We start from the raw sequence: 20,836 nt of genomic DNA, 5'->3' as shown, positions 1-20,836 counted from the left end.
CCTTGGTACGGCCCGGCATCCCCGATGTCCAGAACCCCTCACCCCGCCCACCCTCGGGAACCCGCACCCGGCCCCACCTCCGCCCCGGCCTTGCGCGAGGCCGGACTTCCAGGTCCGAACCGGCGCGCACCAGGCTCCCGGGACCGGACCGGCCGGGACCGGGACCTCCAGGACCCGGACCTTTCAGGGGCCGGACCGACGGGCTGAACCCCTCGGTCGCCCCCGCGACCGGACCTCCGGGGGCGGACCTCCGGGGGCGAGGGGGCCGCTGGGCGGAGGGTGGGGGCGGAGTTGTGATGCTTGGTGGTTGGTGGCTGTTTGGGTGGGTTGGTGATACTTGGGCAGGTGACTCCTCCTCGCCTCGTGGCCACCGACCTTGACGGCACCCTCCTGGACTCCACCGGCTCCCTCACCCCCCGCACCCGAGCGGCCCTGCGCCTGGCCGAGCGGGCCGGCGCCGAGATCGTGTTCGTGACCGCCCGCCCACCACGCGGCGCGGAGCGGGTGGCGGCCCTGGCCGGGGTGGCGGGGACGGCGGTCTGCAGCAACGGCGCGATCGTCTACGACCTGGCCGGCCGTACCATCACCGAACGCGTCGACCTCGACCCGGCCATCCTCCGCAAGATCATGGCCGCGCTGGCGGAGAGCGTGCCGGGTATCGTGTTCGCCGCGGAGACGGGGCACGGCGTCCTGTGCGAACCCGGCTACTCCCGGCGTATCGCCGAAGACCTCGACTTCTACCGCGACGTCCCCTCCGTCTGCGAGGCGGGTGAGCCGGTGGCCAAGCTGCTGGCCTGGGCGGCCGGTCACCCGGTGGACGAGCTGGCGAGCCTGGCCGTGGCCGCGGTACAGGACCAGGTCACCGTCACCCACTCCGGCGGCCGGAGCCTGCTGGAGATCAGCGCCACCGGCGTCGACAAGGCGGCCGCCCTGGCCCGCGTGTGCCGGGCCCGCGGCGTGGACGCCGCCGACGTGGTGGCCTTCGGCGACATGCCGAACGACCTGGCCGTCCTCGCCTACGCCGGCCACGGCTACGCGATGGGCAACGCCCACCCCCTCCTCCTGGAGTCGATCGGGCGCCGCACCCTGTCCAACGACGAGGACGGTGTCGCCGCCGTCCTGGAACGCCTGTACGGCTGAGCCCCGCGTACCCCATCTGTAGTACGGACGATCGCGACACCGGGCGGATGCCGGGCGGCGCGGGACCCGCGAGGCTGGCGGTCTCAGCCGAGATCGAAGGAGAACCCCGTGGTCACCCAGCAGGTCGTCAAGGAGCGCGGCGGGCTCAGGGCCGCCTTCAAGGTCGCCATCGTCCTCAACGCGCTCGCGGTCCTGGCCCAGGGGGTCACGGCCGGCCAGCTGCTCAGCGGCTCCGGTACCGCCGCGCACGGCATGGGCGCCGGCGCCGTGCACGTCGCGGGGCTGCTGGTGGCGATCACCGGGGTGCTCGCGTGGAAGCCGGGACGCGGCGCGGGCTGGCCGGCGCTGGTGGGGGTGGGAATCCTGCTGCTGGGGTTCGCGCAGTCGATGACCGGCGGGTCGGGCGCCACGGCGGTGCACGTGCCGCTGGCGCTGGCGATTTTCGGGCTCAGCGTGTGGCTGGCGGTATGGGCGTTCAGCCCTCGCATGTCGCGTATGTGAACAAGTACTGTCGGACTCGTGAGTGACGTGCGCGTGGTCGTGGGGCCGGGGGTCGTCGCCGATCCCACCCTTCTGTCGGAGGTCGCCGAACGCGAGTTCGCGGCCCTGGGGGTGAAGGGCCACATCAGGTACGCCCGCACCGTCGGCGAACTGCGCCCCGACGGCGGCATCCCGGTGATCCTCCCGGGACCGGACCCGGCGGCGCGGGCCCTCATGAGCGAGCCGGTGGGCCCGGTCGTCTGGCTGGACCTCACCCGCGACGACCGGGTGAGTCCCGGCAAGGACGCCCGCCACCTGCACGGACGCGGCGTGGACGGCCTGGCCTGGGCGATCAGGCACGCCGTGCACCGCACCCGCCACAGCGCCCGCCGCATCCCCTACGGCCCCCACCCCGACCAGTGGGCCGACCTCTACCTCCCGCCCGCCGAAGCACCCACCACCGGATCGCCCACCGCCGCCGTGTCCTCCGGCGGCCTGCCGGTGATCGTGCTGGTGCACGGGGGCTACTGGCGGTCGATCTGGGCCGCCGACCTGATGGAGCCGCTCGCCGCCGACCTGGTCGGGCGCGGGTTCGCGGTGTGGAACCTGGAGTACCGCCGCCCCGACCTCCACGGCTGGCGGGCCACGACCGCGGACGTGGCGGCGGGCGTCGACGCCCTGGCCGGTGCCGCGGAGCCGGCGCTGGACCTGAGCCGGGTCGCGGTGGCCGGGCACTCGGCCGGCGCCCAGCTGGCACTGCGTGCGGCGGCCGACGGCGCGCGGGTGGCGCTGGCCGTCTCCCTGGCGGGCGTCCTGGACCTCGTGGAGGCCGGGCGCCGGTGGCTGAGCTCGGGCGCGGTGGCCTCCGCCCTGGGTCCGGACACCCAGGTGTACGGCGAGGCCAGCCCCCTGGCCAGGCTCCCCCTGAAGGTACGCCAGCTGGTGGTCCAAGGCTCGGGCGACGACCTGGACCTGGTCGACTTCAGCCGCCGCTATGCCAGAGCCGCCAAGGAGTCCGGCGACGACCTCACGTACCTGGAGATGTCCGGCGACCACTTCGCGGTCATCGACCCCGCCACCCCCATCTGGCGCACCACCGCCGTGGCCATGGCCAACGCCCTGCGCTGAGACCGGGGCGTCAGGCGCGCATCTCGGAGGGCAGGGCGGTGTCGGCGTTCAGGAGTTCCACGCCCAGCAGCTCGCCCGACTCGCCGAAGTCCAGGACCACGTCGTCCGCGACCGCCTGCCGTACCGCCTCGCCCGGGGCGATCTCCCGCTTCATCGCGATGTACGCCGCGTTGACCTCGTGGTCCATCCTCAGGTAGACGGTCCTCGGGCCGGACGGTTCCTCGTCCCACGACAGCAGGCCCTCGCGGCCCTCCGGCGAGTTGGCCACCGCCGTACGCAGGACCCCGAGCACCATCTCCACGACCTTCACCGCGTCCGCCTCGGTGACCTTGCGCTCGTGTTCCCATCCGTCCAGGCCGTCGATCCGGTAGGGGCACGACCACTCCCCCGTCGGCTCCTCGTACGGCAGGCCGACCGTGATCGTCACCTCCCTGGGCGGCATGGTGCGCAGGGTGAGTGTGCGGCTGGCGATCTCGTACATGCCTGCGACCTACCCACGAGCGGGCCCCCGCATCCGGCCGGGTCCGTACCCCCCGACTCATACCGTGGTCGTCTATTCCGTTCTGCCCGCGCCGCGAACCAGTTAGGCTGCGGCGCGTAAGGGGGGTCACTGTGATGGAAGAGACGTTCGGGGCGCGCCTGCGCTCCAGACTGGATAAATACGGACCTCTGTGCGTCGGCATCGACCCGAGCCCCGCGCAGCTGCTCGCCTGGGGCCTGGACGACTCACCCGCGGGCCTGGAGAAGTTCAGCCGCACGGTCGTGGAGGAGATCTCCGACGTCGCCGCGGTGGTCAAGCCGCAGTCGGCGTTCTACGAGCGCTGGGGCAGCCGCGGCGTGGCGGTGCTGGAGCGCACGGTCCGCGACCTGCGCGCCGCCGGCCCGCTGGTCATCCTGGACGCGAAGCGCGGCGACGTGGAGTCCACCATGATCGCGTACGCCGAGGCCTACCTCGACCCCGGCAGCCCCCTGGCCGCCGACGCCCTGACGGTCAGCCCGTACCTGGGCCTGGCCTCCCTGGCCCCCGCGATCCGGCAGGCCCACACCAACGACGCCGGCCTGTTCATTCTGGCCCGCACCTCCAACCCGCAGGCCGAGCGGCTGCAGTCACGCGTGGCCGGCCAGATCTACGACGCGGTGACCGGCCTGAACCAGGGCGCGACCCCGCTGGGCTCGATCGGCGTGGTGGTCGGCGCCACGGTCGCCGACGCCGGCTTCGACCTCTCCCGCCTGAACGGCCCCGTCCTCGCACCGGGCCTGGGCGCCCAGGGCGCCTCTCCGTCCGACCTCGCGCGCCTGTTCGCCGGGGTACGGCAGGCCGTCATCCCCTCGGTGTCGCGCGCGGCGACGGAGAACCCGGCCAGGATCCGCGAGATCACCCTGCGCTACCGCGACGACTGCGCCCACCACCTGGCCTCCTGACGGGCGGGCCCCTCAGTCCTCCAGCGGAAACTGGATCGGGCTGATGAGGTAGCGGCGCCGTCCGGGCGCCGACTCGTTGCCCAGGTGGGGAACCAGGGCGGCCCGCACACCGGCGATCACCTGCTCCAGCTCCGCCGGATCGAGCCACACGGCATGCTGCCGGTATCCGACCGCGTCGGCGATGGGATCGGCGTTGTCTCGCTCGACGTAGGCGCCGAACTCCGCGAGCAGCGTGGCGACGGCGGCGGCGAAGACGCGGCGGTGCTCCTCGGGTGACAGCGCGGCCATCGCCTCCGGCTCGACGGCGGCGTGCTCGCGGCGCAGCCGGTAGCGGCGTTCCACCGCGCCCCGCACCCGCTCCTCCCCGTCGACCTCCAGGATTCCGGCGTCGGCCAGGACGCCGACGTGCCGGTACACGGTCGCCTTCGACACGTCCGGGATGACCTCGCAGAGCTGGGCGGTGGTCAGGGTCCGCTGCCCGGCCATGGCGTGAATGACGCGCAGCCGTACCGGATGGGCGAAGAGTTCCAAGGCGTCCACGGATCTATGGTTTCATGTCGTGCGACTATTCTCAACTATTGCGAACGTTCGCATCGAGCGATAACGTAAATGCGACATATCGTGAAGACCGGGAGTACCCATGTACCGAGACCTGAACCTGACCATCGACGGCGGCCTGTCCCTGTCCGGCACGCTGACCCTGCCGGACGGCGACGGCCCGCACCCCGCCGTCCTCCTGCTCATGCCGGGCAAGCTCGACCGCGACGGCAACCTCGGCAAGGGCCGCGTCGAACTGGGCGGCCCGCTCGCGGCCGCCCTGGCCGCCAAGGGCGTCGCCTCCTACCGCTACGACCGCCGCGGCGTCGGCGCGACCCCGGGCGACTGGCAGGCGACCGGCTTCTACCAGCACCGCGCCGACGCCGCCGCGGCCCTGCGCGAGCTCGCCAAGCTCCCGGAGATCGGCGCCGTCGGCGCCATCGGCTACAGCGAGGGCGCGCTGCACGCCGCGGCGCTCGGCGCGCACGAGGGCGCCGCGGCGGTGGTGATGATCTCCGGCCACACCATGACCGGCGAGGAGACGCTGCTGTGGTTCGCCGGGCTCAAGGACGCCGAGGGCCTGTCCTGGCCGATACGGCTCGTCGCGCTGCTGCTCGGGCAGCGCACGATGCGCGGCCTGGCCGCCAAGCTGTCGGCCAGGATCAAGGCCACGAAGGGCGACGTGGCGCGGCTGTACGGCTTCAAGATCCCCGCGCGGTCGATGCGCGAGTTCCTCACCTACGACCCCAAGAAGGACCTCGCCGAGGTCCGCGTGCCCCTGCTGGCCGTCACGGGGGCCAAGGACGTGCAGGTCAGCCCCGACGACCTCGACGTACTCGCCGAAGTGGTCCCGGGCCCCGCCGAGGTCCGCCGCCTGCCCGACCTCACGCACCTGCTGCGCCGCGACCCCGGCCCCGCCTCACAGAGCACGTACGGCAGGCAGTACGCCAAGCCCGTCGACCCCGGCCTCGTCGAGGAGGTGTCGGCCTGGATCGCCGCCGGCCTGACGACCCGCTCCCCCCACCCCTGAGGGCTTCAGCCGCGCAGGAAGGCGTCGATCTCGGCACGGGCCGGCATCGAGGTACTGGCCCCCTCCCGCTGCACCGACAGTGCGGCCGCCGCCGACGCGAACCGCAGCGCCCGCGCCGGATCCAGCCCCTCCCCCCGAGCCACCGCCAGCGCCCCCACGAACGTGTCCCCCGCCGCCGTGGTGTCCACCGCCTTCACCGGCACCGCCGCCACCCGCAGCCGCTCACCGGAGCGCGAGCCGTACAGCGCCCCGGCCGCCCCGAGCGTGATCACCGCCTCGGGCACCCGCTTCAGAAGCGCGTCGAGCGCCTCATCGGCCCCGGAGGCGCCGGTAATGGCGGCGGCCTCGTGCTCGTTCGGGACGATCAGGGTCACGGCGTCCAGCAGTTCGTCCGGCAGCGGCCGGGCGGGCGCCGGGGTGAGGATGACCGGCGCACCGGACACCTGCGCCGCCTCGGCGGCCCCGATGACCGCCTCCATGGGCAGTTCGAGCTGCAGCAGCAACGCCCGCGAGGCGGCGATCACGGCGAGATCGTCCCCCGAGGGCGCGCTGACGGTGCCGTTGGCGCCGGGGACCACGATGATCGAGTTGCCCCCGTCGTCATCGACCACGATGTGCGCGATGCCGCTGGAACCGGGCACCTGCCGCAGCCCCCTGACATCCACCCCGGCCTCGGCGAGCGTGGCCCGCATCTCGGCCCCGAACCCGTCGTCGCCCACCGCCCCCAGGAACGCCACCCGGCCACCCGCCCGCGCCGCGGCGATGGCCTGGTTGGCCCCCTTGCCACCGGGAATCGTACGGAAGGCACGCCCGGTGATGGTCTCCCCGGTTCTGGGAGCCTGCGCCACATACGCGACCAGGTCCATGTTCGCGCTGCCGAAGACCGAGATCATGCCTTCATCATCTCCTGGGTACGGCGGGCCAGCTCTGCCAGCCCCACTCCATCGAAGCCGGTGAGGCTGGTGGACAGGCGGTCCCGCATGAGCCACTGCTCGGGCACCCGGCCGGCCAGCGCACCGGCGATCGAGCCGACGGTGGCGCCGGCCGAGTCAGTGTCCCAGCCGCCGGCGACGGCCCCGGCGATGGCCCGGGTGAAGTCGCCGCGGCTGTGGACCAGGGCGGCGGCGGTCAGGGCGGCGTTGTTGATCGTGTGCACCCAGTGCAGGCCGCCGTGCCGCTCGTACAGGCCGTCCACGACCTGCTCGAAGTCGCCGGCCGAGCGGGCCGCCTCGACGGCCTGCCGTACCGCGTGATGCAGGCGGGAGCGGGCGGGCACGACGGACAGGCCCGTCTCCACGACGTCTTCGGCGTCCGTGCTCACCAGGGCGCGGGCGCACATGGCGGCGACGAACATCGCGCCGTAGAGCCCGTTGGCGGTGTGGGTCAGGCGGGCGTCGCGGTAGGCGTGGATCGCGGCCGACGCCGGGTCGCCCGGGTTCACCCATCCGTAGACGTCGGCCCTGATGAAGGCGCCGATCCACTCGCGGAACGGGTTGCGGTGGGTCGCGGTGTCCGGAGGTTCCAGGCCGTCGAGCAGGTTGCGGTAGGCGACGCGCTCGGCGGTGAAGGTACGGCCGGCGGGCAGCTCGTCCAGCCACAGTTTGGCCACGTCGTCGGTGGTGAACCCGTGGCCGTGCCGCTCCAGGACGGTGAGCGCGAGCAGCGGGTAGTTGAGGTCGTCGTCCTCGGGGATGCCGTCGATGTTCTCGGCCAGCGAGTTGACGGCGCTGCGCCGGTTCCACGGCCACCGGCCGGCCACCTCGGCGGGCAGGCCCTTCGCGGTGAACCAGCCCCGGATCGGCCAGTTCCCCGTGGCCTCGGCGATCTCCCTGATGCCCGCGCGCGGGATCTTCTCCACCGGCTTGCCGAGCACGCACCCGGCGGCCCGGCCCTGCCAGGCGGCCAGCAGGCGCGCCGGGTCGGGTTCCGCGGGCCGCGGTGCGGGCCAGGCGGGGCAGGCGGCGATGATGTCGGTCAGCTCGCCGGGCTCCTCCAGCGGTGAGGTGAGAGCGGCGAGCCGGTCCATCAGCTCACCGGCCAGCCCGCGCAGCCGCGCAGCCTGCGGCTCGGAGGCGCCGGCGCGCGGCGGGGCGTCGTGCCCGCCCGCCGCGTGCCACTCGCCGGTGATGCGGGCGAGCTGGGCGGGGTGGGCGGCGGCCCGCCCGTCCTCCCCGGCCTGCCGGAGCTCGTGCCCGATCAGGTCCTCCGGCTGTATCCAGGTGAGGCGGATCATTCGCCCGCCAGCTCGGCGAAGGCGTCCTCGTGGGCGCGCCTGCGGGCCAGGTCGGCGGTGTGGACGCGCTTGGCCACCCGGGCGATCGCCCGCCCCGGCGTCACGATGTCGGTACGGGTGGCCGTACCGACCGCCTCGACCCACGCGGCGGGCACGCTGTCGAGCCCGCCGAGCGCGCCCGCGATCGCCCCGCCCATGGAGGCGATCGAGTCGGCGTCGCGCCCGTAGTTCACCCCGCCGAGCACGGTCTCCCTGAAGTCGCCCTTGGCGATCACCAGGAAGGCCAGCGCCAGCGGCAGTTCCTCGATGCTGTGCACCCGGCTCGGCCGGCGCGCCCCGAGTCCCTGGTCACGGTAGGTGTCGGCGACGGTGTCGTAGGGCCGCATGGCGGCGCGCAGCCTCTCGAACGAGCCGTCCCAGTGCCCGAGATCCACCGCGGCGCCGCACACGGCCTCGATGGCGGCGCGGGTGCCGTCCTTGGCCAGGCGGATCGAGGTGGCGATCACGCTGTCCACGGTGGCGCCCGGCCGCATGGCCTCGGCGACCGCGGCGGCCATGATTCCGGCCGCCTCGCGGCCGTAGCTGGACTGGTGGGCGCCGGTCAGGTCGATCGCCTCGGCGTAGGCTGCGTCCGGGTCGCCGGCGTTGACGACGCCGACCGGGGCGACGTACATGGCGGCGCCGCAGTTCACGATGTTGCCCACACCGGCCTCGCGCGGGTCGGCGTGGCCGTAGTGCAGGCGGGCCACGATCCACTTCTCGGCCAGGAAGATCCGCTGCAGCGGCAGCGCCTCGGCCTCCAGTTCGGGGATCCACACACGCTCGCCCATCAGTTCCGGCACGAAGTGCTCGGCCATCGCGTACGCGTCGAGGTGGCGGCCGGCCTTCTCGTACACGCGGATCAGCGCGTGCGTCATCAGGGTGTCGTCGGTGATGTGGCCGTCGCCCTTGTGATACGGGGCGATCGGGCGGGCGTTGCGCCAGTCCTCGTTGTACGGCGGCACGATGCCCTCGACCGGCCCGCCGTACCTGGTGGTGATCTGCTCGGGAGTCCAGCCTTCCGTGGCGCCGCCCAGAGCGTCACCCACCGCGGCCCCCGCCACGCAGCCAGCGGCTTTGTCCTCAAGCGGCGTCATGTCAGTCCTTCCGTGAGTTCCAGGAGATCCCTGCCCGCCAGTTCTGGCAAGCAGCAACCGGCCAGCGTGCGAACCGGCGCGATCCACCCCTCCGGGATCGAGCCGTACCCCCCGCACGCTCCGGTGATCGCGCCCGCGAGCGCGGGCGCGGAGTCCGCGGTGGCGGCCAGGCACGCCGCCGCGGACACGGCCGGTCCGACGGCGCCGCCCGACGCCTCGGCCAGCGCGAGCGCGATCGGCACGGTCTGCGCCGCGCCCACCGCGTAGCTGTAGACGTGATCGAGCAGCGCCGCGTCCAGCGCGGGCACCGCGCCGAACGCCTCGCCCGCCTTCCTCCCGGCCTGTACGGCCAGCCGCGCGTTGTGCCCGATCGCGGTGTCCTCCGGCAGGACGGCCAGCGCCGCCTCGATCGCTTCCGAGACCGGCGCGCCACCGACCGCGGCCCCGATCGCCGCCGCGACCGCCTGGGCGCCGAGAACGCCGTCACCGGCGTTGGTCACCCGCGCGTCCTCGGCCGGGTCGAGCCCGGCCGCGCCGAAGGCCACCGCCCTGATCGCGGCGGCGTCGTCGAAGAAGTGCGGGTTGTCGTGGCCGCTGGCGGGCGGTTCGACGCCCTTGGCCAGGTTGTCCAGCGCGCTCGCCACCGAGATCCGGGCCCGGACGTCCTCCCGGCCGGCCAGCTCGCGAAACGCCTCGGCCCGCGGGCGGCGCAGCGTGAGAACGGTCCACGCCAGCCATTCGGCGTCGTCCGACGGGCCGAGCGCCAGCGGCGCGGTCGGCTGGTTCAGCGCGAACGGCACCGGCAGTGTCGTGATCCGGTGCTCCTCGGCGAAGAGGTCGAGCTCCCGGTGCAGCCGCCTGCTCCACGGCGCGTGCAGCGCCGACCTGTGGCGCGCGGCGGGCCACCCGGCGGCGTCTCCCACGGCGAGCCCGATGAAGGCTCCCCTGATCCTGTCCCCCGACATCGATGTTCAGCGTCCTTTCGCCAGGTCGTCGGCGACGTCCAGCACGTGTCTGCCCTTGACGACGGGCAGGCATTTCCCGGTGGCGGGGCCGATGCGCTCGGCCCAGCGCCTGGGTACACCCGCCTCGCCCTGGAAGGCGCCGGACATGGCTCCGGCGATGGCGCCGATCGTGTCGGCGTCCCTGCCCAGGCCGACGCCGAAGGTCACCGAGGCCTCGACGTCGCCCTCGCCGGCCAGGAACGCGGCCAGCGCCAGGGCGACGGCCTCCGGGGCGACGTCGGTCCAGGGGTAGTGCCGGACCACGACGGCCTCGTGCAACCGGCGACCGAGATCGCCGGGAATGCCGTCACCTGCCGTGCCTTGGCCTGCCGTACCGGAGATGTCGCCCAGGACGTCGCGGACCCGCACGATCGCGCGGGCCGTCCACGAGTCGGCGGGGATCACCGCGAGCGCGGCGTCCGCGACCTCCCGCGGCCGCGCGCCCGCCATCGCCGCGGCCACCGCGCCGGCGACCGCGCGGCCGCCGAGTATGCCCTCGCCGTCGCCGCTCACCAGCCCGTCCTGCTCGACCAGCCGCGCCGCCTCGGCGGGATCTCCCGGGCAGAAGATCCCGTACGGCGCCGCCCGCATGGCCAGCCCGTCCGACCAGCCGTGCGCGTGCACGCGGCCGGTCAGCGGCGGCTCAAGACCGCGCCGCAGCGCCTGCACCGTTCCCAGCTCGGAGAACCCGGCCCCGCGCATCGGCCCGGTCACCAGCGGGATGATCTCGGAGCGGTAGGCGGCGGCCACGTCGGCCGGGGTGAGCGCGTGCCCGTGGCGCAGCAGCAGGGAGGCGGCGAAGATGGCGTACTCGGTGTCGTCGGTGCCGCCGCCCTCGATCTCCGTGAGCCGGCCCCACCGGGCGGTGATCTGCTCGGGGGTCATGTTCTCCGCAGGGGCCCCGAGGGCGTCGCCGGCCGCGAGGCCGAGCAGACACCCGCGGGCCCTGTCGCGATGGTTCACTTCTGGTACCGCTCCAGCACCGAGTTGCCGTCGGCGACCAGCTTGTTCGCCGCCTCGTCGAGGCTGATCTTGTTGGCGAAGTACTGCTGGAGCACCGGCGTGGCCACCTTGCTCTTCCACTCGTCGAAGCCCTTCACCTTGAGGAAGGGCGCCACCACGAGGCTCTTGCCGGACGCGGTCGCCACGTCCCAGCCGTTCTCCTTCGTGGTCATGGACGGGTCGGCGGCGGCCGCCTGCGAGGTGGGCAGCAGCCAGTCGCCCTTGGCGAGCTTCGCCTGGTTCTTGCCGTTGAGGAAGAACGAGATGAACTTCAGCGCCGCGTCCGGGTTCTTGCTGTCCTGGGCGACCGAGAGCGTCTGGGAGACTGCGCCCTGCTCGGTCGTGGTGCCCTTCGGGCCGGGCAGCGTCACCCACTCGAAGCCTTCCGGCGCCTGCTCGACGACCTGCTGACGCAGGTAGACGCCGACCGGCAGCAGCGCGAACTTGCCCTTGTAGAAGGCGGGCAGCGGGTCGGCGGTGCCCTGGCCGAGCGCCGCCGGGTCGGCCGACTTGTCCTTCCAGAGCTGGTCGTGGATGCGCTGGAGCACCTCGCGCTCCTCGGGGCCGACCTTGACGGTGGTCTTGCCGTCGGCTCCGGTCTCGAAGAACTTGCCGCCGAAGTTGAGCGCCAGGTTCAGCGTCTTGTTGACCGGGGACTTCATCGGCCAGGCCACGCCGAAGTTGCCGTCCTTGGTCATCTTCTTGGCCGCCTCGGAGAACTCCTCCCACGTCCACGGGCTGTCCGCGGTGGGGATGCGCACCTTGGCCTCGTCGAGGAGCTTCTTGTTGGCGATGATGACCTGCGACTCCTGCAGGAACGGCACGCCGTACACGCCCTGGTTGCCCTTGCCGTCGTCGAACGTCGTGGTGTCCCACGAGGCCTGCGGGATGTCGCTCTTCAGCTCGGCCGGGATCTTGTCCTTGAGGTCGAGCAGGTAGCCGTCGGCGGCGAAGCCCGACAGCGCCGGGGAGTCGTTGTGGATGACGTCGGGGGCGGTGCCGCCGGCGAACTGGGTCACGAGCTGGTCGTTGACGTTGTCCCAGCTACCCTGGACGTAGGTGACCTGGATCGTGGGGTTGGCCTTGTTCCACTCCTCGACGAGTTCCTTGTTCGCCGCGAGCGACTCCTTCTGCCAGGCGAGGCTGAGGAAGTTCAGCTTGACCGGCTCGCCGGGCTTGGCCGCCTCGCCCTTGTCACCGCTGCCGCCGCTGCCGCAGCCGGCCGCGGCCACAGCGACGAGCGCCGCTGCCGCCAGAGCGGACTTGATTCGCATATGAGCCTCCTAGCCCTTGACGGCGCCGGCCATCAGGCCGGACCTCAATCGCCGCTGAATGATTGCGAAGAAGATCAGGCTCGGGATCGTCGCCATGAGCGACGCCGCGGCCAGCGGGCCGAGCCTGGCCACCCCCTCCGGGCCGGTGAAGCGCACCAGCGTCAGCGGGAGGGTCATCACGTCGGGGTCCTGAAGGATCACGAGCGCGAACAGAAACTCGTTCCATGAGGAGATGAACGAGAAGAGCAAGGTCGCCACCACACCGGGGGCGAGCAGCGGGGCGACGACGCTGACCAGCGCGCGCAGGCGGCCGGCGCCGTCCACGGACGCGGCCTCCTCCAGCTCCGGCGGCACCGCCCGCACGTATCCCTGGAGCATCCACAACGCGAACGGCAGCGTGAACGTCACGTGCACGACCACCAGGCCGGGCAGCGTGTTCACCAGCTCCAGCTCACGCAGCACCATGAACAACGGGATGATGATCAGGATGAACGGGAAGACCTGGCTGACCAGCACCCACCCGATCGCCACCCGGTTGACCAGGCTGCGGTAGCGGGCCATGGCGTACGCCGCGGGCAGCGAGATCAGCACGGTGATGAAGCTGCTGAAGACCGCCACGACCAGGCTGCGCAGGGCGGCGCCGGTCAGGTCCTGCTCGCCGAAGGCGTCGGAGAAGTTGGTCAGCGTCGGCTCGCGCGGGATCCACGTCGGGTCAAGCTGGGCCATCTCCTGCGGCGTCTTCAGCGCCGTCGACAGCAGCCAGACCAGCGGGAAGGCAAGGAAGACGATGTAGGCGAGCAGGGCCGCGTAGCTCGGCAGGCGCTTCACTTGGCCTCCTTCATCTGACGCCACAGGTACAGGCCGAGCACCGCGAGCACGACGATCGCGAACGCGACGCCGAGCATGGAGGCGTAGCCGAAGAAGCGGTAGCGGAACGCCTCCTCGTAGGCGAACAGCATCGGCAGCCTTGTCTGACCGCCCGGTCCACCGGCGGTGAGCACGTAGACCAGGCCGAACTGGTTGATGTTCCACACGAAGTCGAGCGAGGTGATGGCCACGATGACCGGGCGCAGCTGCGGCAGCGTGATGTTCCAGAAGCGCCGCCAGCGGCCCGCGCCGTCGACCTCGACCGCCTCGTACAGTTCCTTCGGCACGCTCTGCAGGCCCGCCAGCAGCACCACCGTCGTCTGCGGCATGCCCGTCCAGACGCCGACCACGATGATCGCGGGCAGCGCGAGCGAGAAGTCGGCCAGCCAGTTGACGTCGGTGCCGAGCATGCTGTTGAGGATTCCGGCGTCGGGGTGGTAGACGAGCTTCCACATGAGGCCGATGACCACCGGCGGCATCGCCCACGGCACCACGGCCAGCACCCGGGCCACGCCCCTGAACCTGAGGTTCTGGTTGAGCAGCAGCGCCAGGCCGAGCGCGGCCAGGAACTGCAGCACCGTCACCGACACCGACCAGATCAGGCCGATCTTGAACGAGGACCAGAAGTCGGCGTCGCCGAACAGTTCGTAAACGTTTTCCAGACCGGTAAAGCTGATGTCCCGGTTTCTGGTCGCGCGGGCGTCGGTGAAGGCGAGGCCCACGCCGTACAGCAGCGGTCCCACGCTGAACAGCAGGACCGGCACCAGCGCCGGCAACATCAGCACCCACATCTCGCGGTTGCGGCGCGAGCCGCCACCGCCGCGCCGCGAGCGCGGTTTGGGTGGCGCCGGTCTGGTCGCGGTCGCCGTCATCCGGCGCCTCCCTCCTGTGCCGAGCTCTTGTCGCCGGGAGCCGCCCCCGCCAGGGCTCCCGGTGGGTGGGTCGTGAGGTCGTACGGCAGCGCGGGCTCCTCACCCGAGGTCGAGGCGCGCACCACGAGGCGCGGCGGCACCGTCACCAGGCGCGGCTCGCGGTCGCCGCGCTGCAGCCGGTCGAGCAGCAGATCGACGGCGGCCTTGCCGCGTTCGGCCGAGCCCAGCGAGACGCTGGTCAGCGACGGGTAGGAGGCGGCGGCCAGTTCGGTGTCGTCCATGCCGACCACGGCCACGTCCTCGGGCACCCGCCGCCCCGCGGCGCGCAGCACGTCGAGCGCGCCGAGCGCGATGAGGTCGTTGGCGCACATGAGCGCGTCGAGGTCGGGCCGCCGGGCCAGCAGGGCGGCCACCGCCCGCGCGCCGTCCGCCCGGTAGAAGTCGCCGATCTCGACCAGCCCTTCGTCGTACGGCAGGCCGAGCTCCTCCAGCGCCTCGGCGTAGGCCGCCCCGCGGGACGCGCCGGGCACGGTGTCGAGCGGGCCGTTGACCAGCGCGATCCGGCGGCGGCCGAGCGCGTGCAGGTGGTCGAGCGCGAGCCGGACGCCGGTGCGCGAGTCGGCGCGTACGTTGTCGACCCGGGTGCCGTCCGGAACCGAGCCGATGATCACGACGGGGGCGCGGGCGGCCTTGAGCGTCTCCAGGTGCGCTTCCGTAACGCGCAGGGGGCTCAGGATGAGGCCGTCGACGTAGCGCTCGCCGAGGCTGTGCAGCACGTCGATCTCGTCGGCGGCGATGGCGTCGGTGGAGTGGAGTACGAGCCGGTAGCCGGCCGCCTTGAGCACGGGCTGGATCTGGCGGACCATGGCCAGGTAGACCGGGTTGCCGATGTCGGCCATGGCGAAGGCGACCTGGTTGGTGCGCCGGGACTTGAGGCTGCGGGCCACGGCGTTGCGCACGTACCCGAGTTCCTCGGCGGCGGCCAGGACCTTGCGGATGGTTTCCTGGCGGGTCGGCAGGCCGTTCAGGACCCGCGAGACGGAGGCGATCGAGACGCCCGCACGCTCGGCGATCGTGTTGATCGTGGGTCCGTCGGCCAAGGCTTTCCTTCCATGGGGTAAACGGTGACAGAAAGCCATCTGTAAACGTTTACTGAGTTGGCCACATGAAACCCGTATGTAACCTTGAGGTCAAGTCACGATAGAATAACACCAGGTCAGCCACTATTTGACCCTTTGTCACCCCACCAGTAGCCCAACCCAACTTTCCGTAACCCACCCCCGCCTCCCCCTCCCCAGCACCACCCGGCCACCGCCGTGACCACCCGGAAGGCCGTGGCGCGGAGTGACGCCAGGCGGCGGCGCTTGGGTGGCTGGGCGCCGTGCGCGTTGCGCCGGCTACGACCGCGCGGCTTCTCGCCGCACCGGCGCTCAAAAGCGTGGGTAGACGGCCGGGGATCGGTGGACTGGGCACCGTGCGCGTTGCGCCGACTACCGCCGCGCCACTTCTCGCCGCACCGGCGCCCAAAAGCGTGGGTAGACGGCCGGGGATCGGTGGGCTGGGCACCGTGCCCGTTGCGCCGGCTACGACCGCGCCACTTCTCACCGCACCGGCGCCCAAAAGCGTGGGTAGACGGCCGGGGATCGGTGGGCTGGGCGCCCTGCGCGTTACGCCGACTACGACCCCGCCACTTCTCGCCACACCGGCGCCCAAAGCGTGGGTAGACGGCCGGGGGTTGGTGGGCTGGGCGCCGTGCCCGTTGCGCCGGTACGGCGAGATGTGGCACGGACGGGACCGGCGCAGCACGTGCCGGGCCCGGCCGGCCGAGCGCCACGTCCCCACAGCAGTACAGCTAGTCGTGGGCGGGGACGGGGTCGGGGGTGGGGCGGGTGGTGAGGGCTCGGATGGAGGGGCTGCCGGCCAGGGCTACCACCGCCGCAAGCACTGCCGGGATCACCAGCGCCACCGGCAGGGAAGAGGCCTCGGCCACGAATCCCAGCACCGCGGGCCCGATCAGCAAGCCCGAGTATCCAAAGGCGGTGACCAGGGACAGCGCCTTGCCCACCGGCCCGCCGGCGGCGCCCACCGCGCTGAAGATGACCGGTACCACGGTGGCCAGTCCGACGCCCGCCAGCGCCCACCCCGTCCACGCGACCACCACTTGTGCCACTCCCTCGACGAGCGGTGCGCAGAGCACCAGCACGTATCCGCACGTGGCCAGCACGCCTGCCAACTGGATGGTCAGCACAGAGCCCAGCCGCGCCCGGATCGGGTCGCCGAGCAACCGCACCGTCGTCATCGCCACCGCGAAGATCGTGTAGGCCAGCGGCGCCGCCGCCGGGTCCGTGCCCAGGATCCAGCGGGCGTGCAGGGCGGCCCAGTCGATGGCCGCGCCCTCGGCCAGGTGCCCGGCGAACGCGGCCAGCCCCAGCAGCGCGATCAGCCCCCACCGCATCCCGACCGCCTTGCCGGGGGCGGCGGCCGTACCGGCGCCGGTGGAGGTGGAGGCGGTGTCGGAGGGCACGGACGGGAGCAGGCGCATCACGGCGGGCACGTACAGGAAGGGCACGATCAGGGCCGTGGCCACCAGCAGTGCCTGCCCGCTCACACCCAGCTTCAGCACCAGCGACGTGATCAGGCCGGCCGCCGCGCCGCCCAGGCTCCAGGTGCCGTGGAAGGCGGAGATGATCGGCCGGCCGTACACGCGCTCGACCTCGACGGAGTGGGCGTTGATGCCGACCTCGACCACCCCGATCCCGATGCCGAACACCACGGCCGCCACCGCGAGGAGGCCGTATGACGGCGCCACGGCGGGGGCGAGCAGGGCCAGCGCCGACAGCGGGCCGGCGAACCAGCACACCCGCCGGCTCGTCCACCGGTCGACCACGGGCCCGGCGACCAGCATCGACACCAGCGCCCCCAGGGAGATCAGCAGGAGCACGGTGCCCAGCCTGGCCGGGCCCAGGTCGAGCCGGTCGTTGAGCGAGGGCAGCCCGGCCGCCCACACGCCCACCACGAGCCCGCTGAGAAAGAAGAGTCCGAACACACCCTGCCGCGCACGCCTCGCCACCATTTTGTTCACGCCTAGAGCATAATAAGAACGAGGAGGCCGCCACAATGACGAGATGCGAACCGTGACCGGGGCCACAACCAGCGTCGAGCTCCGCGAGCACAACAGGGCGCGGCTGCTGCGCGCGGTGCACGACTGCGGCGCGAGCCGTACCCGATCACAGCTCACCAAGGACCTCGACCTCGCCCGCGGGACCGCGTCGGTCCTGGTCACCCGCCTGAGCGAGGACTCCCTCCTGCACGAGGAACCCTCCGCCGAGCACGGCCGCGGCCGCCCCACCCAGATCCCGGGACCGCACCCGTGCGGCCCCGTCGCCCTCGCCGCCGACCTGCGCGAGGACGGGTGGGAGATCGCCGCGGGCGAGCTCGGCGGCCGCATCACGCCGCTCGCCGCGCGCCCGCACGACGGCACGCCCGAGGGCGCGTTCGGTCCGCTCGCGGCAGCGTTGCGCACCCACCTTCAGCGGTACGGCTCCCGCGCCGTCGGCATCGGCCTGGCCGTCCCGGGACCGGTACGCGACGACCGCCTCGTCGACGTCTCCCACCTGGGCTGGCGCGCCGTGGACGCGTCGGCCGGGCTGGCCTGCGGCATCCCCGCGGGCACCCGGCTGCACGTGGGCAACGACACGGCGTTCGCGGCGCTGGCCGAGGCGCGCAGGGGGCGGATGGCGGGGGTCCGGATGGGACTGCACCTGCACGTGGACTTCGACCTCGGCGGCGTGCTGGTGGTCGGCGGACGGCCGCTGGGCGGGGCGACGGGCGTGGGGGCGGAGTTCGGGCACATGCCGCTGACCGGGCGTACCGATCCGTGCCCGTGCGGGGCCCGGGGGTGCTGGGGCATGGAGGTGGGGGCCAACGCGCTGCTGCGCCACCTGGGACTGGCCGCGGGCGGCGGCAGGGGGCGCGACCAGGCGCAGGCCATCCTGGCCAGGTCGGGGAAGGGCGACCCCGAGGCGGCCGCGGCGGTCGACGCGGGCGCGCGCGCCCTGGGCCGCGGCATCGCCGCCCTGGTCAACGCGCACGACCCGGAGATCGTCACCATGTCCGGCCTCGGCGTCGACCTGTTCACGCAGGGACGGGCGGCGTTGTCGGAGGCGTTCCAGGCCGGGCTGATGAGGATCCGGGCCGAGCGGCTGCCCGAGCTGGCGCCGTCGGAGCTGGGGTGGAGCGGGGCGCTGCTGGGGGCGATGGAGTCGGTGTTCGACGCGTTCCTGACCCCGGAGGGTCTCAGAACCTGGCGCCCCCGAGCACGGCCATAAGGGCTTCCTGATCGGCGAAGGGGGCGAAGTGGCCGCCGGGCAGGTACGTCGCCTCCACGCGTGGCAGGCGGGCGGCCAGGGACCGGGCCAGCGACACCGGGACCTTCGGGTCGTCCACGCCATGGATCAGGCGCACCGGGGTCGTCACCTCCTCCACGGCGATGTCCCAGGGGCGCAGGTGCCGGAGCAGGTCGTCGGCCATCGCCGCGCCGCCCTGCCTGGCGCTCTCGGTGGCGTCGGACAGGAAGGCGGCCTGGGCCGTACCGGCTCGGGCGCGGAAGACCGCCAGGTCGGCGGCGGGAAGGGCGCGCTCGATACGCGGGATGACGCGCGCGTCCGCCGACGCCATCGCGCGGGCGGACACGGCGCACAGGCGGCGCAGCAGCCAGGGCGCGCGGCGGGCCAGCCGCCAGTAGAAGGCGTCGGCCTTGGCGGCGGGCGACCACCTGGTGGCGGGTACCGGGGCCATGCCCGACAGCAGCGCCACACCCGTCACCAGGTCGGGCCGGGCGACGGCCAGGCGCAGGGCGGCCGAGGCGCCCATGGAGACGCCGGCCACCACCACCGGACCCACCTCCTCGGCCCGTGCCGCCACCCGCGCGGTCCACCGTTCCCGCGGCATCGGCGGCGTGCCGCCGTAGCCGGGCCGGTCCGGCGCGAGCACCCGGATGCCCTCCCGGACCAGCAGCTCGCCCGACAGCGTCCACCCCGCGGCCCACCGCGACGAGGCGTACCCGTGCACGAACACCACGGGCCGGCCCGCCGGATCGCCGAACTCCGCCCACCCGAGCCCGTTCACGAGCGCCCCTCCGCGACCGGCGCGGGCCAGTGGGAGACGGTCTCGATGGCCCATTCGGCCCAGGACACCATGGCCTCCAGCCGCCGCACGCCCGCCTCCACCCCGAGCAGGGCCGCCCGATCCTGCGCCAGCCGCAGGTCGAGCCCGTTGCGCAGGGCACGCAGCCCGCGCAGCCGCGCCCGGTGGTACTCCAGTTCCTCACGCAGGAAGTCCGCCGCCTCCCGCGGCGAGACGACCCACAGCGCGAACGAGCGCAGCACGGTCTCGTTGCGCTGCGCGTGGTCGGCGGAGGTGGTCACGAGCCAGTCCCGCAGTGCCCGCGTCCCCTCCTCGGTGATCTCGTACGGCCGCCGCCCCCGCGACCCCTCGGCCTGCTCCCTGATGAGCCCTTCGGCGGCCAGCCGCTTCAGCTCCGGGTAGACCTGCGTCGGCTTGGCGTGCCAGACGAACGTGAGGACGCCGTCGAATTCCTGCCCGATGTCGTACCCGCTCCGTGGCGCTCCGGCGATGAGCGTCAGCAGGGCCATGCGCAATGACATGTAACGACCATACTAAAAAATTTCACTATGGGAAGTGATTATCACCTGCCGCGACACGCCCGAGAATCGCGATGTGATGAAAACCACCGACAAGGGATGAACCACTCTTCCGAACTGGTGCTCGATGATCTTGCGTGGAGGTCGGCGCGAGCCGTACACATGGATCTGGAGATTTCGGGACTTGGGGAGAGTCGCGTGAACCTGGAGATCGCATTACGCATGTGTGAGGCGGCGTTGAAGCAGGCGGGGCGGGAAGGGGCCCGGGTGTCGGTCGCGGTGGTCGACGCGGGCGGGAACCTGGTGACGTTTCAGCGTATGGAAGGCGCTGAGATCGCAGGTCCCGTGCTTGCGCCCGGGAAGGCGTACACCTCGGTCGCCCATCGCATGTCCACCGCGCAGCTCGCCCCGCTGACGGCGCCGGGAGGCGAGCTTTTCGGGCTGGCCGGGGACCGATTCATCTGTTTCGGAGGTGGCATACCCCTGTGGGCGGACTACGGTGAGGAAGAACGCGTGGTCGGCGGGATAGGGGTCAGCGGAGGGACGGTCGCGCAGGACGTGGCATGCGCCGAAGCCGCCGCCGAAGTCTGGCGGACGGGCTGAGCGGCCACTTTCCGCAACACGAACCCCTGGTATCCGCCATGATTAGCCACTGCACTACGGGTAACAGTCCGTAAATCCCCGAGGAGAGAAATCCGATGGCACTTCCTACCCTTACCCCTGAGCAGCGCAAGGCAGCGCTGGAGAAGGCAGCGGAGGCTCGCGCCGCCCGCACCGCCCTGCTCGCCAAGGTCAAGGCCGGTGAGCTGTCGTTCGCTCAGCTGCTGGAGCGTGACGACGACATCGCCAAGAAGATCAAGGTCTCCCAGGCCCTTCGCGCGGTCAAGGGCGTCGGCCCGGCCAAGGCGACGGCGCTGATGGAGGAGGCGGGCGTCGACGAGAAGCGCCGCCTCGGCGGCCTGGGCGCCCAGCAGCGCAAGAAGCTGGTCGACGCGCTCGGCTAGACAGCCGAGCCGCCAGGGTCCGCTCGCCCTGCCGCGCGGACCGG

22 protein-coding genes are annotated in these 20,836 nt (G+C 72.7%); 8 read left to right on the top strand and 14 right to left on the bottom strand.

The window, feature by feature from the left end; all coding sequences use genetic code 11:
- Nucleotides 1-345: 345 nt before the first annotated feature.
- From ACFWYW_RS51595 to ACFWYW_RS51585, 3 genes are all read left to right on the top strand, one after another.
- Nucleotides 346-1,140, top strand: coding sequence for a Cof-type HAD-IIB family hydrolase (locus ACFWYW_RS51595; protein WP_379617183.1), 795 nt, complete (start codon nt 346-348; stop codon nt 1,138-1,140).
- Between the two features lie 108 nt (nt 1,141-1,248).
- Nucleotides 1,249-1,641 carry a hypothetical protein gene (locus ACFWYW_RS51590; RefSeq protein WP_379617181.1) on the top strand — a complete coding sequence of 131 codons (393 nt, stop codon included), beginning with the start codon at nt 1,249-1,251 and terminating at the stop codon, nt 1,639-1,641.
- 18 nt (nt 1,642-1,659) lie between these two features.
- On the top strand, nt 1,660-2,748 hold the full coding sequence (locus ACFWYW_RS51585) for an alpha/beta hydrolase (RefSeq protein ID WP_379617179.1): 1,089 nt from the start codon (nt 1,660-1,662) through the stop codon (nt 2,746-2,748).
- 10 nt (nt 2,749-2,758) lie between these two features.
- Here ACFWYW_RS51585 and ACFWYW_RS51580 read toward each other — a convergent pair whose 3' ends face one another.
- The gene (locus tag ACFWYW_RS51580; RefSeq protein WP_379617177.1) at nt 2,759-3,229 is read right to left on the bottom strand and encodes a DUF2283 domain-containing protein; all 471 of its coding nucleotides are present in this window, start codon (nt 3,227-3,229) and stop codon (nt 2,759-2,761) included.
- 134 nt (nt 3,230-3,363) lie between these two features.
- Between ACFWYW_RS51580 and pyrF the strand changes: the two genes are divergently transcribed.
- Nucleotides 3,364-4,170 (top strand): orotidine-5'-phosphate decarboxylase, encoded by an 807-nt coding sequence (pyrF, locus tag ACFWYW_RS51575; protein ID WP_379617175.1) that lies wholly within the window; start codon nt 3,364-3,366, stop codon nt 4,168-4,170.
- 12 nt (nt 4,171-4,182) lie between these two features.
- Here the strand turns inward: pyrF and ACFWYW_RS51570 are convergent, their stop codons facing one another.
- A complete protein-coding gene (locus tag ACFWYW_RS51570; RefSeq protein ID WP_379617173.1) occupies nt 4,183-4,710 on the bottom strand; it encodes a helix-turn-helix domain-containing protein in 528 nt (175 codons plus the stop codon).
- A 100-nt stretch (nt 4,711-4,810) separates the two neighbouring features.
- On the opposite strand from ACFWYW_RS51570, the gene ACFWYW_RS51565 reads away from it, so the two are divergent.
- A complete protein-coding gene (locus ACFWYW_RS51565; protein WP_379617171.1) occupies nt 4,811-5,737 on the top strand; it encodes an alpha/beta hydrolase family protein in 927 nt (308 codons plus the stop codon).
- Between the two features lie 5 nt (nt 5,738-5,742).
- Here the strand turns inward: ACFWYW_RS51565 and rbsK are convergent, their stop codons facing one another.
- The 10 genes from rbsK to ACFWYW_RS51515 form a co-directional block, all read right to left on the bottom strand.
- Complete coding sequence (rbsK, locus tag ACFWYW_RS51560; protein ID WP_379617169.1) at nt 5,743-6,630, bottom strand: ribokinase; 888 nt, start codon at nt 6,628-6,630, stop codon at nt 5,743-5,745.
- Nucleotides 6,627-7,970, bottom strand: a complete 1,344-nt coding sequence (locus ACFWYW_RS51555; protein ID WP_379617167.1) for an ADP-ribosylglycohydrolase family protein — start codon at nt 7,968-7,970, stop codon at nt 6,627-6,629. Before ACFWYW_RS51555 ends, rbsK begins: the two co-directional genes overlap by 4 nt.
- Nucleotides 7,967-9,106: an ADP-ribosylglycohydrolase family protein gene (locus ACFWYW_RS51550; RefSeq protein WP_379641337.1), complete on the bottom strand. Its 1,140-nt coding sequence runs from the start codon at nt 9,104-9,106 to the stop codon at nt 7,967-7,969. The genes ACFWYW_RS51555 and ACFWYW_RS51550 overlap by 4 nt, the downstream gene beginning before the upstream one ends.
- Nucleotides 9,103-10,071 (bottom strand): ADP-ribosylglycohydrolase family protein, encoded by a 969-nt coding sequence (locus tag ACFWYW_RS51545; RefSeq protein WP_379617163.1) that lies wholly within the window; start codon nt 10,069-10,071, stop codon nt 9,103-9,105. Before ACFWYW_RS51545 ends, ACFWYW_RS51550 begins: the two co-directional genes overlap by 4 nt.
- A 6-nt stretch (nt 10,072-10,077) precedes the next feature.
- A complete protein-coding gene (locus tag ACFWYW_RS51540; RefSeq protein ID WP_379617161.1) occupies nt 10,078-11,073 on the bottom strand; it encodes an ADP-ribosylglycohydrolase family protein in 996 nt (331 codons plus the stop codon).
- Complete coding sequence (locus ACFWYW_RS51535; RefSeq protein WP_379617159.1) at nt 11,070-12,386, bottom strand: ABC transporter substrate-binding protein; 1,317 nt, start codon at nt 12,384-12,386, stop codon at nt 11,070-11,072. Before ACFWYW_RS51535 ends, ACFWYW_RS51540 begins: the two co-directional genes overlap by 4 nt.
- Nucleotides 12,387-12,395: 9 nt before the next feature.
- Nucleotides 12,396-13,214, bottom strand: coding sequence for a carbohydrate ABC transporter permease (locus tag ACFWYW_RS51530; protein ID WP_379617157.1), 819 nt, complete (start codon nt 13,212-13,214; stop codon nt 12,396-12,398).
- Nucleotides 13,211-14,125 carry a carbohydrate ABC transporter permease gene (locus tag ACFWYW_RS51525; protein ID WP_379617155.1) on the bottom strand — a complete coding sequence of 305 codons (915 nt, stop codon included), beginning with the start codon at nt 14,123-14,125 and terminating at the stop codon, nt 13,211-13,213. The genes ACFWYW_RS51530 and ACFWYW_RS51525 overlap by 4 nt, the downstream gene beginning before the upstream one ends.
- On the bottom strand, nt 14,122-15,225 hold the full coding sequence (locus tag ACFWYW_RS51520; protein ID WP_379617153.1) for a LacI family DNA-binding transcriptional regulator: 1,104 nt from the start codon (nt 15,223-15,225) through the stop codon (nt 14,122-14,124). Before ACFWYW_RS51520 ends, ACFWYW_RS51525 begins: the two co-directional genes overlap by 4 nt.
- A 752-nt stretch (nt 15,226-15,977) precedes the next feature.
- Nucleotides 15,978-17,198: an MFS transporter gene (locus tag ACFWYW_RS51515; protein ID WP_379617269.1), complete on the bottom strand. Its 1,221-nt coding sequence runs from the start codon at nt 17,196-17,198 to the stop codon at nt 15,978-15,980.
- Nucleotides 17,199-17,250: 52 nt separating this feature from the next.
- Between ACFWYW_RS51515 and ACFWYW_RS51510 the strand changes: the two genes are divergently transcribed.
- Nucleotides 17,251-18,453 carry an ROK family protein gene (locus tag ACFWYW_RS51510; RefSeq protein WP_379617151.1) on the top strand — a complete coding sequence of 401 codons (1,203 nt, stop codon included), beginning with the start codon at nt 17,251-17,253 and terminating at the stop codon, nt 18,451-18,453.
- On the opposite strand, the gene ACFWYW_RS51505 is transcribed toward ACFWYW_RS51510, so the two are convergent.
- Together ACFWYW_RS51505 and ACFWYW_RS51500 are read right to left on the bottom strand one after the other, a co-directional pair.
- The gene (locus ACFWYW_RS51505; protein ID WP_379617149.1) at nt 18,422-19,252 is read right to left on the bottom strand and encodes an alpha/beta fold hydrolase; all 831 of its coding nucleotides are present in this window, start codon (nt 19,250-19,252) and stop codon (nt 18,422-18,424) included. The two genes, ACFWYW_RS51510 and ACFWYW_RS51505, sit on opposite strands and share 32 nt — an antisense overlap.
- Complete coding sequence (locus ACFWYW_RS51500) at nt 19,249-19,791, bottom strand: PadR family transcriptional regulator (protein WP_379617147.1); 543 nt, start codon at nt 19,789-19,791, stop codon at nt 19,249-19,251. Before ACFWYW_RS51500 ends, ACFWYW_RS51505 begins: the two co-directional genes overlap by 4 nt.
- Before the next feature lie 195 nt (nt 19,792-19,986).
- On the opposite strand from ACFWYW_RS51500, the gene ACFWYW_RS51495 reads away from it, so the two are divergent.
- Together ACFWYW_RS51495 and mihF are read left to right on the top strand one after the other, a co-directional pair.
- Nucleotides 19,987-20,391 (top strand): heme-binding protein, encoded by a 405-nt coding sequence (locus tag ACFWYW_RS51495; protein WP_379617145.1) that lies wholly within the window; start codon nt 19,987-19,989, stop codon nt 20,389-20,391.
- A gap of 95 nt (nt 20,392-20,486) precedes the next feature.
- Nucleotides 20,487-20,792 carry an integration host factor, actinobacterial type gene (gene mihF, locus ACFWYW_RS51490; protein WP_184962109.1) on the top strand — a complete coding sequence of 102 codons (306 nt, stop codon included), beginning with the start codon at nt 20,487-20,489 and terminating at the stop codon, nt 20,790-20,792.
- Nucleotides 20,793-20,836 lie beyond the last annotated feature (44 nt).

Origin of the sequence: Nonomuraea sp. NPDC059023 (genome assembly GCF_042740095.1) — a bacterium.
GTDB lineage: Bacteria > Actinomycetota > Actinomycetes > Streptosporangiales > Streptosporangiaceae > Nonomuraea.
The sequence above is the reverse complement of the archived record's forward strand: the minus strand, read 5'-3'. Positions and strand labels throughout refer to the sequence as shown.

What these genes read in the sequence shown, in the direction of transcription:
- ACFWYW_RS51550 (WP_379641337.1), bottom strand. Translation starts at nt 9,106, where the DNA reads ATGACGCCGCTTGAGGACAAAGCCGCTGGCTGCGTGGCGGGGGCCGCG.
- mihF (WP_184962109.1), top strand. Translation starts at nt 20,487, where the DNA reads ATGGCACTTCCTACCCTTACCCCTGAGCAGCGCAAGGCAGCGCTGGAG.
- ACFWYW_RS51545 (WP_379617163.1), bottom strand. Translation starts at nt 10,071, where the DNA reads ATGTCGGGGGACAGGATCAGGGGAGCCTTCATCGGGCTCGCCGTGGGA.
- ACFWYW_RS51510 (WP_379617151.1), top strand. Translation starts at nt 17,251, where the DNA reads ATGCGAACCGTGACCGGGGCCACAACCAGCGTCGAGCTCCGCGAGCAC.
- ACFWYW_RS51565 (WP_379617171.1), top strand. Translation starts at nt 4,811, where the DNA reads ATGTACCGAGACCTGAACCTGACCATCGACGGCGGCCTGTCCCTGTCC.
- ACFWYW_RS51555 (WP_379617167.1), bottom strand. Translation starts at nt 7,970, where the DNA reads ATGATCCGCCTCACCTGGATACAGCCGGAGGACCTGATCGGGCACGAG.
- rbsK (WP_379617169.1), bottom strand. Translation starts at nt 6,630, where the DNA reads ATGATCTCGGTCTTCGGCAGCGCGAACATGGACCTGGTCGCGTATGTG.
- ACFWYW_RS51515 (WP_379617269.1), bottom strand. Translation starts at nt 17,198, where the DNA reads ATGGTGGCGAGGCGTGCGCGGCAGGGTGTGTTCGGACTCTTCTTTCTC.
- pyrF (WP_379617175.1), top strand. Translation starts at nt 3,364, where the DNA reads ATGGAAGAGACGTTCGGGGCGCGCCTGCGCTCCAGACTGGATAAATAC.
- ACFWYW_RS51580 (WP_379617177.1), bottom strand. Translation starts at nt 3,229, where the DNA reads ATGTACGAGATCGCCAGCCGCACACTCACCCTGCGCACCATGCCGCCC.
- ACFWYW_RS51535 (WP_379617159.1), bottom strand. Translation starts at nt 12,386, where the DNA reads ATGCGAATCAAGTCCGCTCTGGCGGCAGCGGCGCTCGTCGCTGTGGCC.
- ACFWYW_RS51500 (WP_379617147.1), bottom strand. Translation starts at nt 19,791, where the DNA reads ATGTCATTGCGCATGGCCCTGCTGACGCTCATCGCCGGAGCGCCACGG.
- ACFWYW_RS51525 (WP_379617155.1), bottom strand. Translation starts at nt 14,125, where the DNA reads ATGACGGCGACCGCGACCAGACCGGCGCCACCCAAACCGCGCTCGCGG.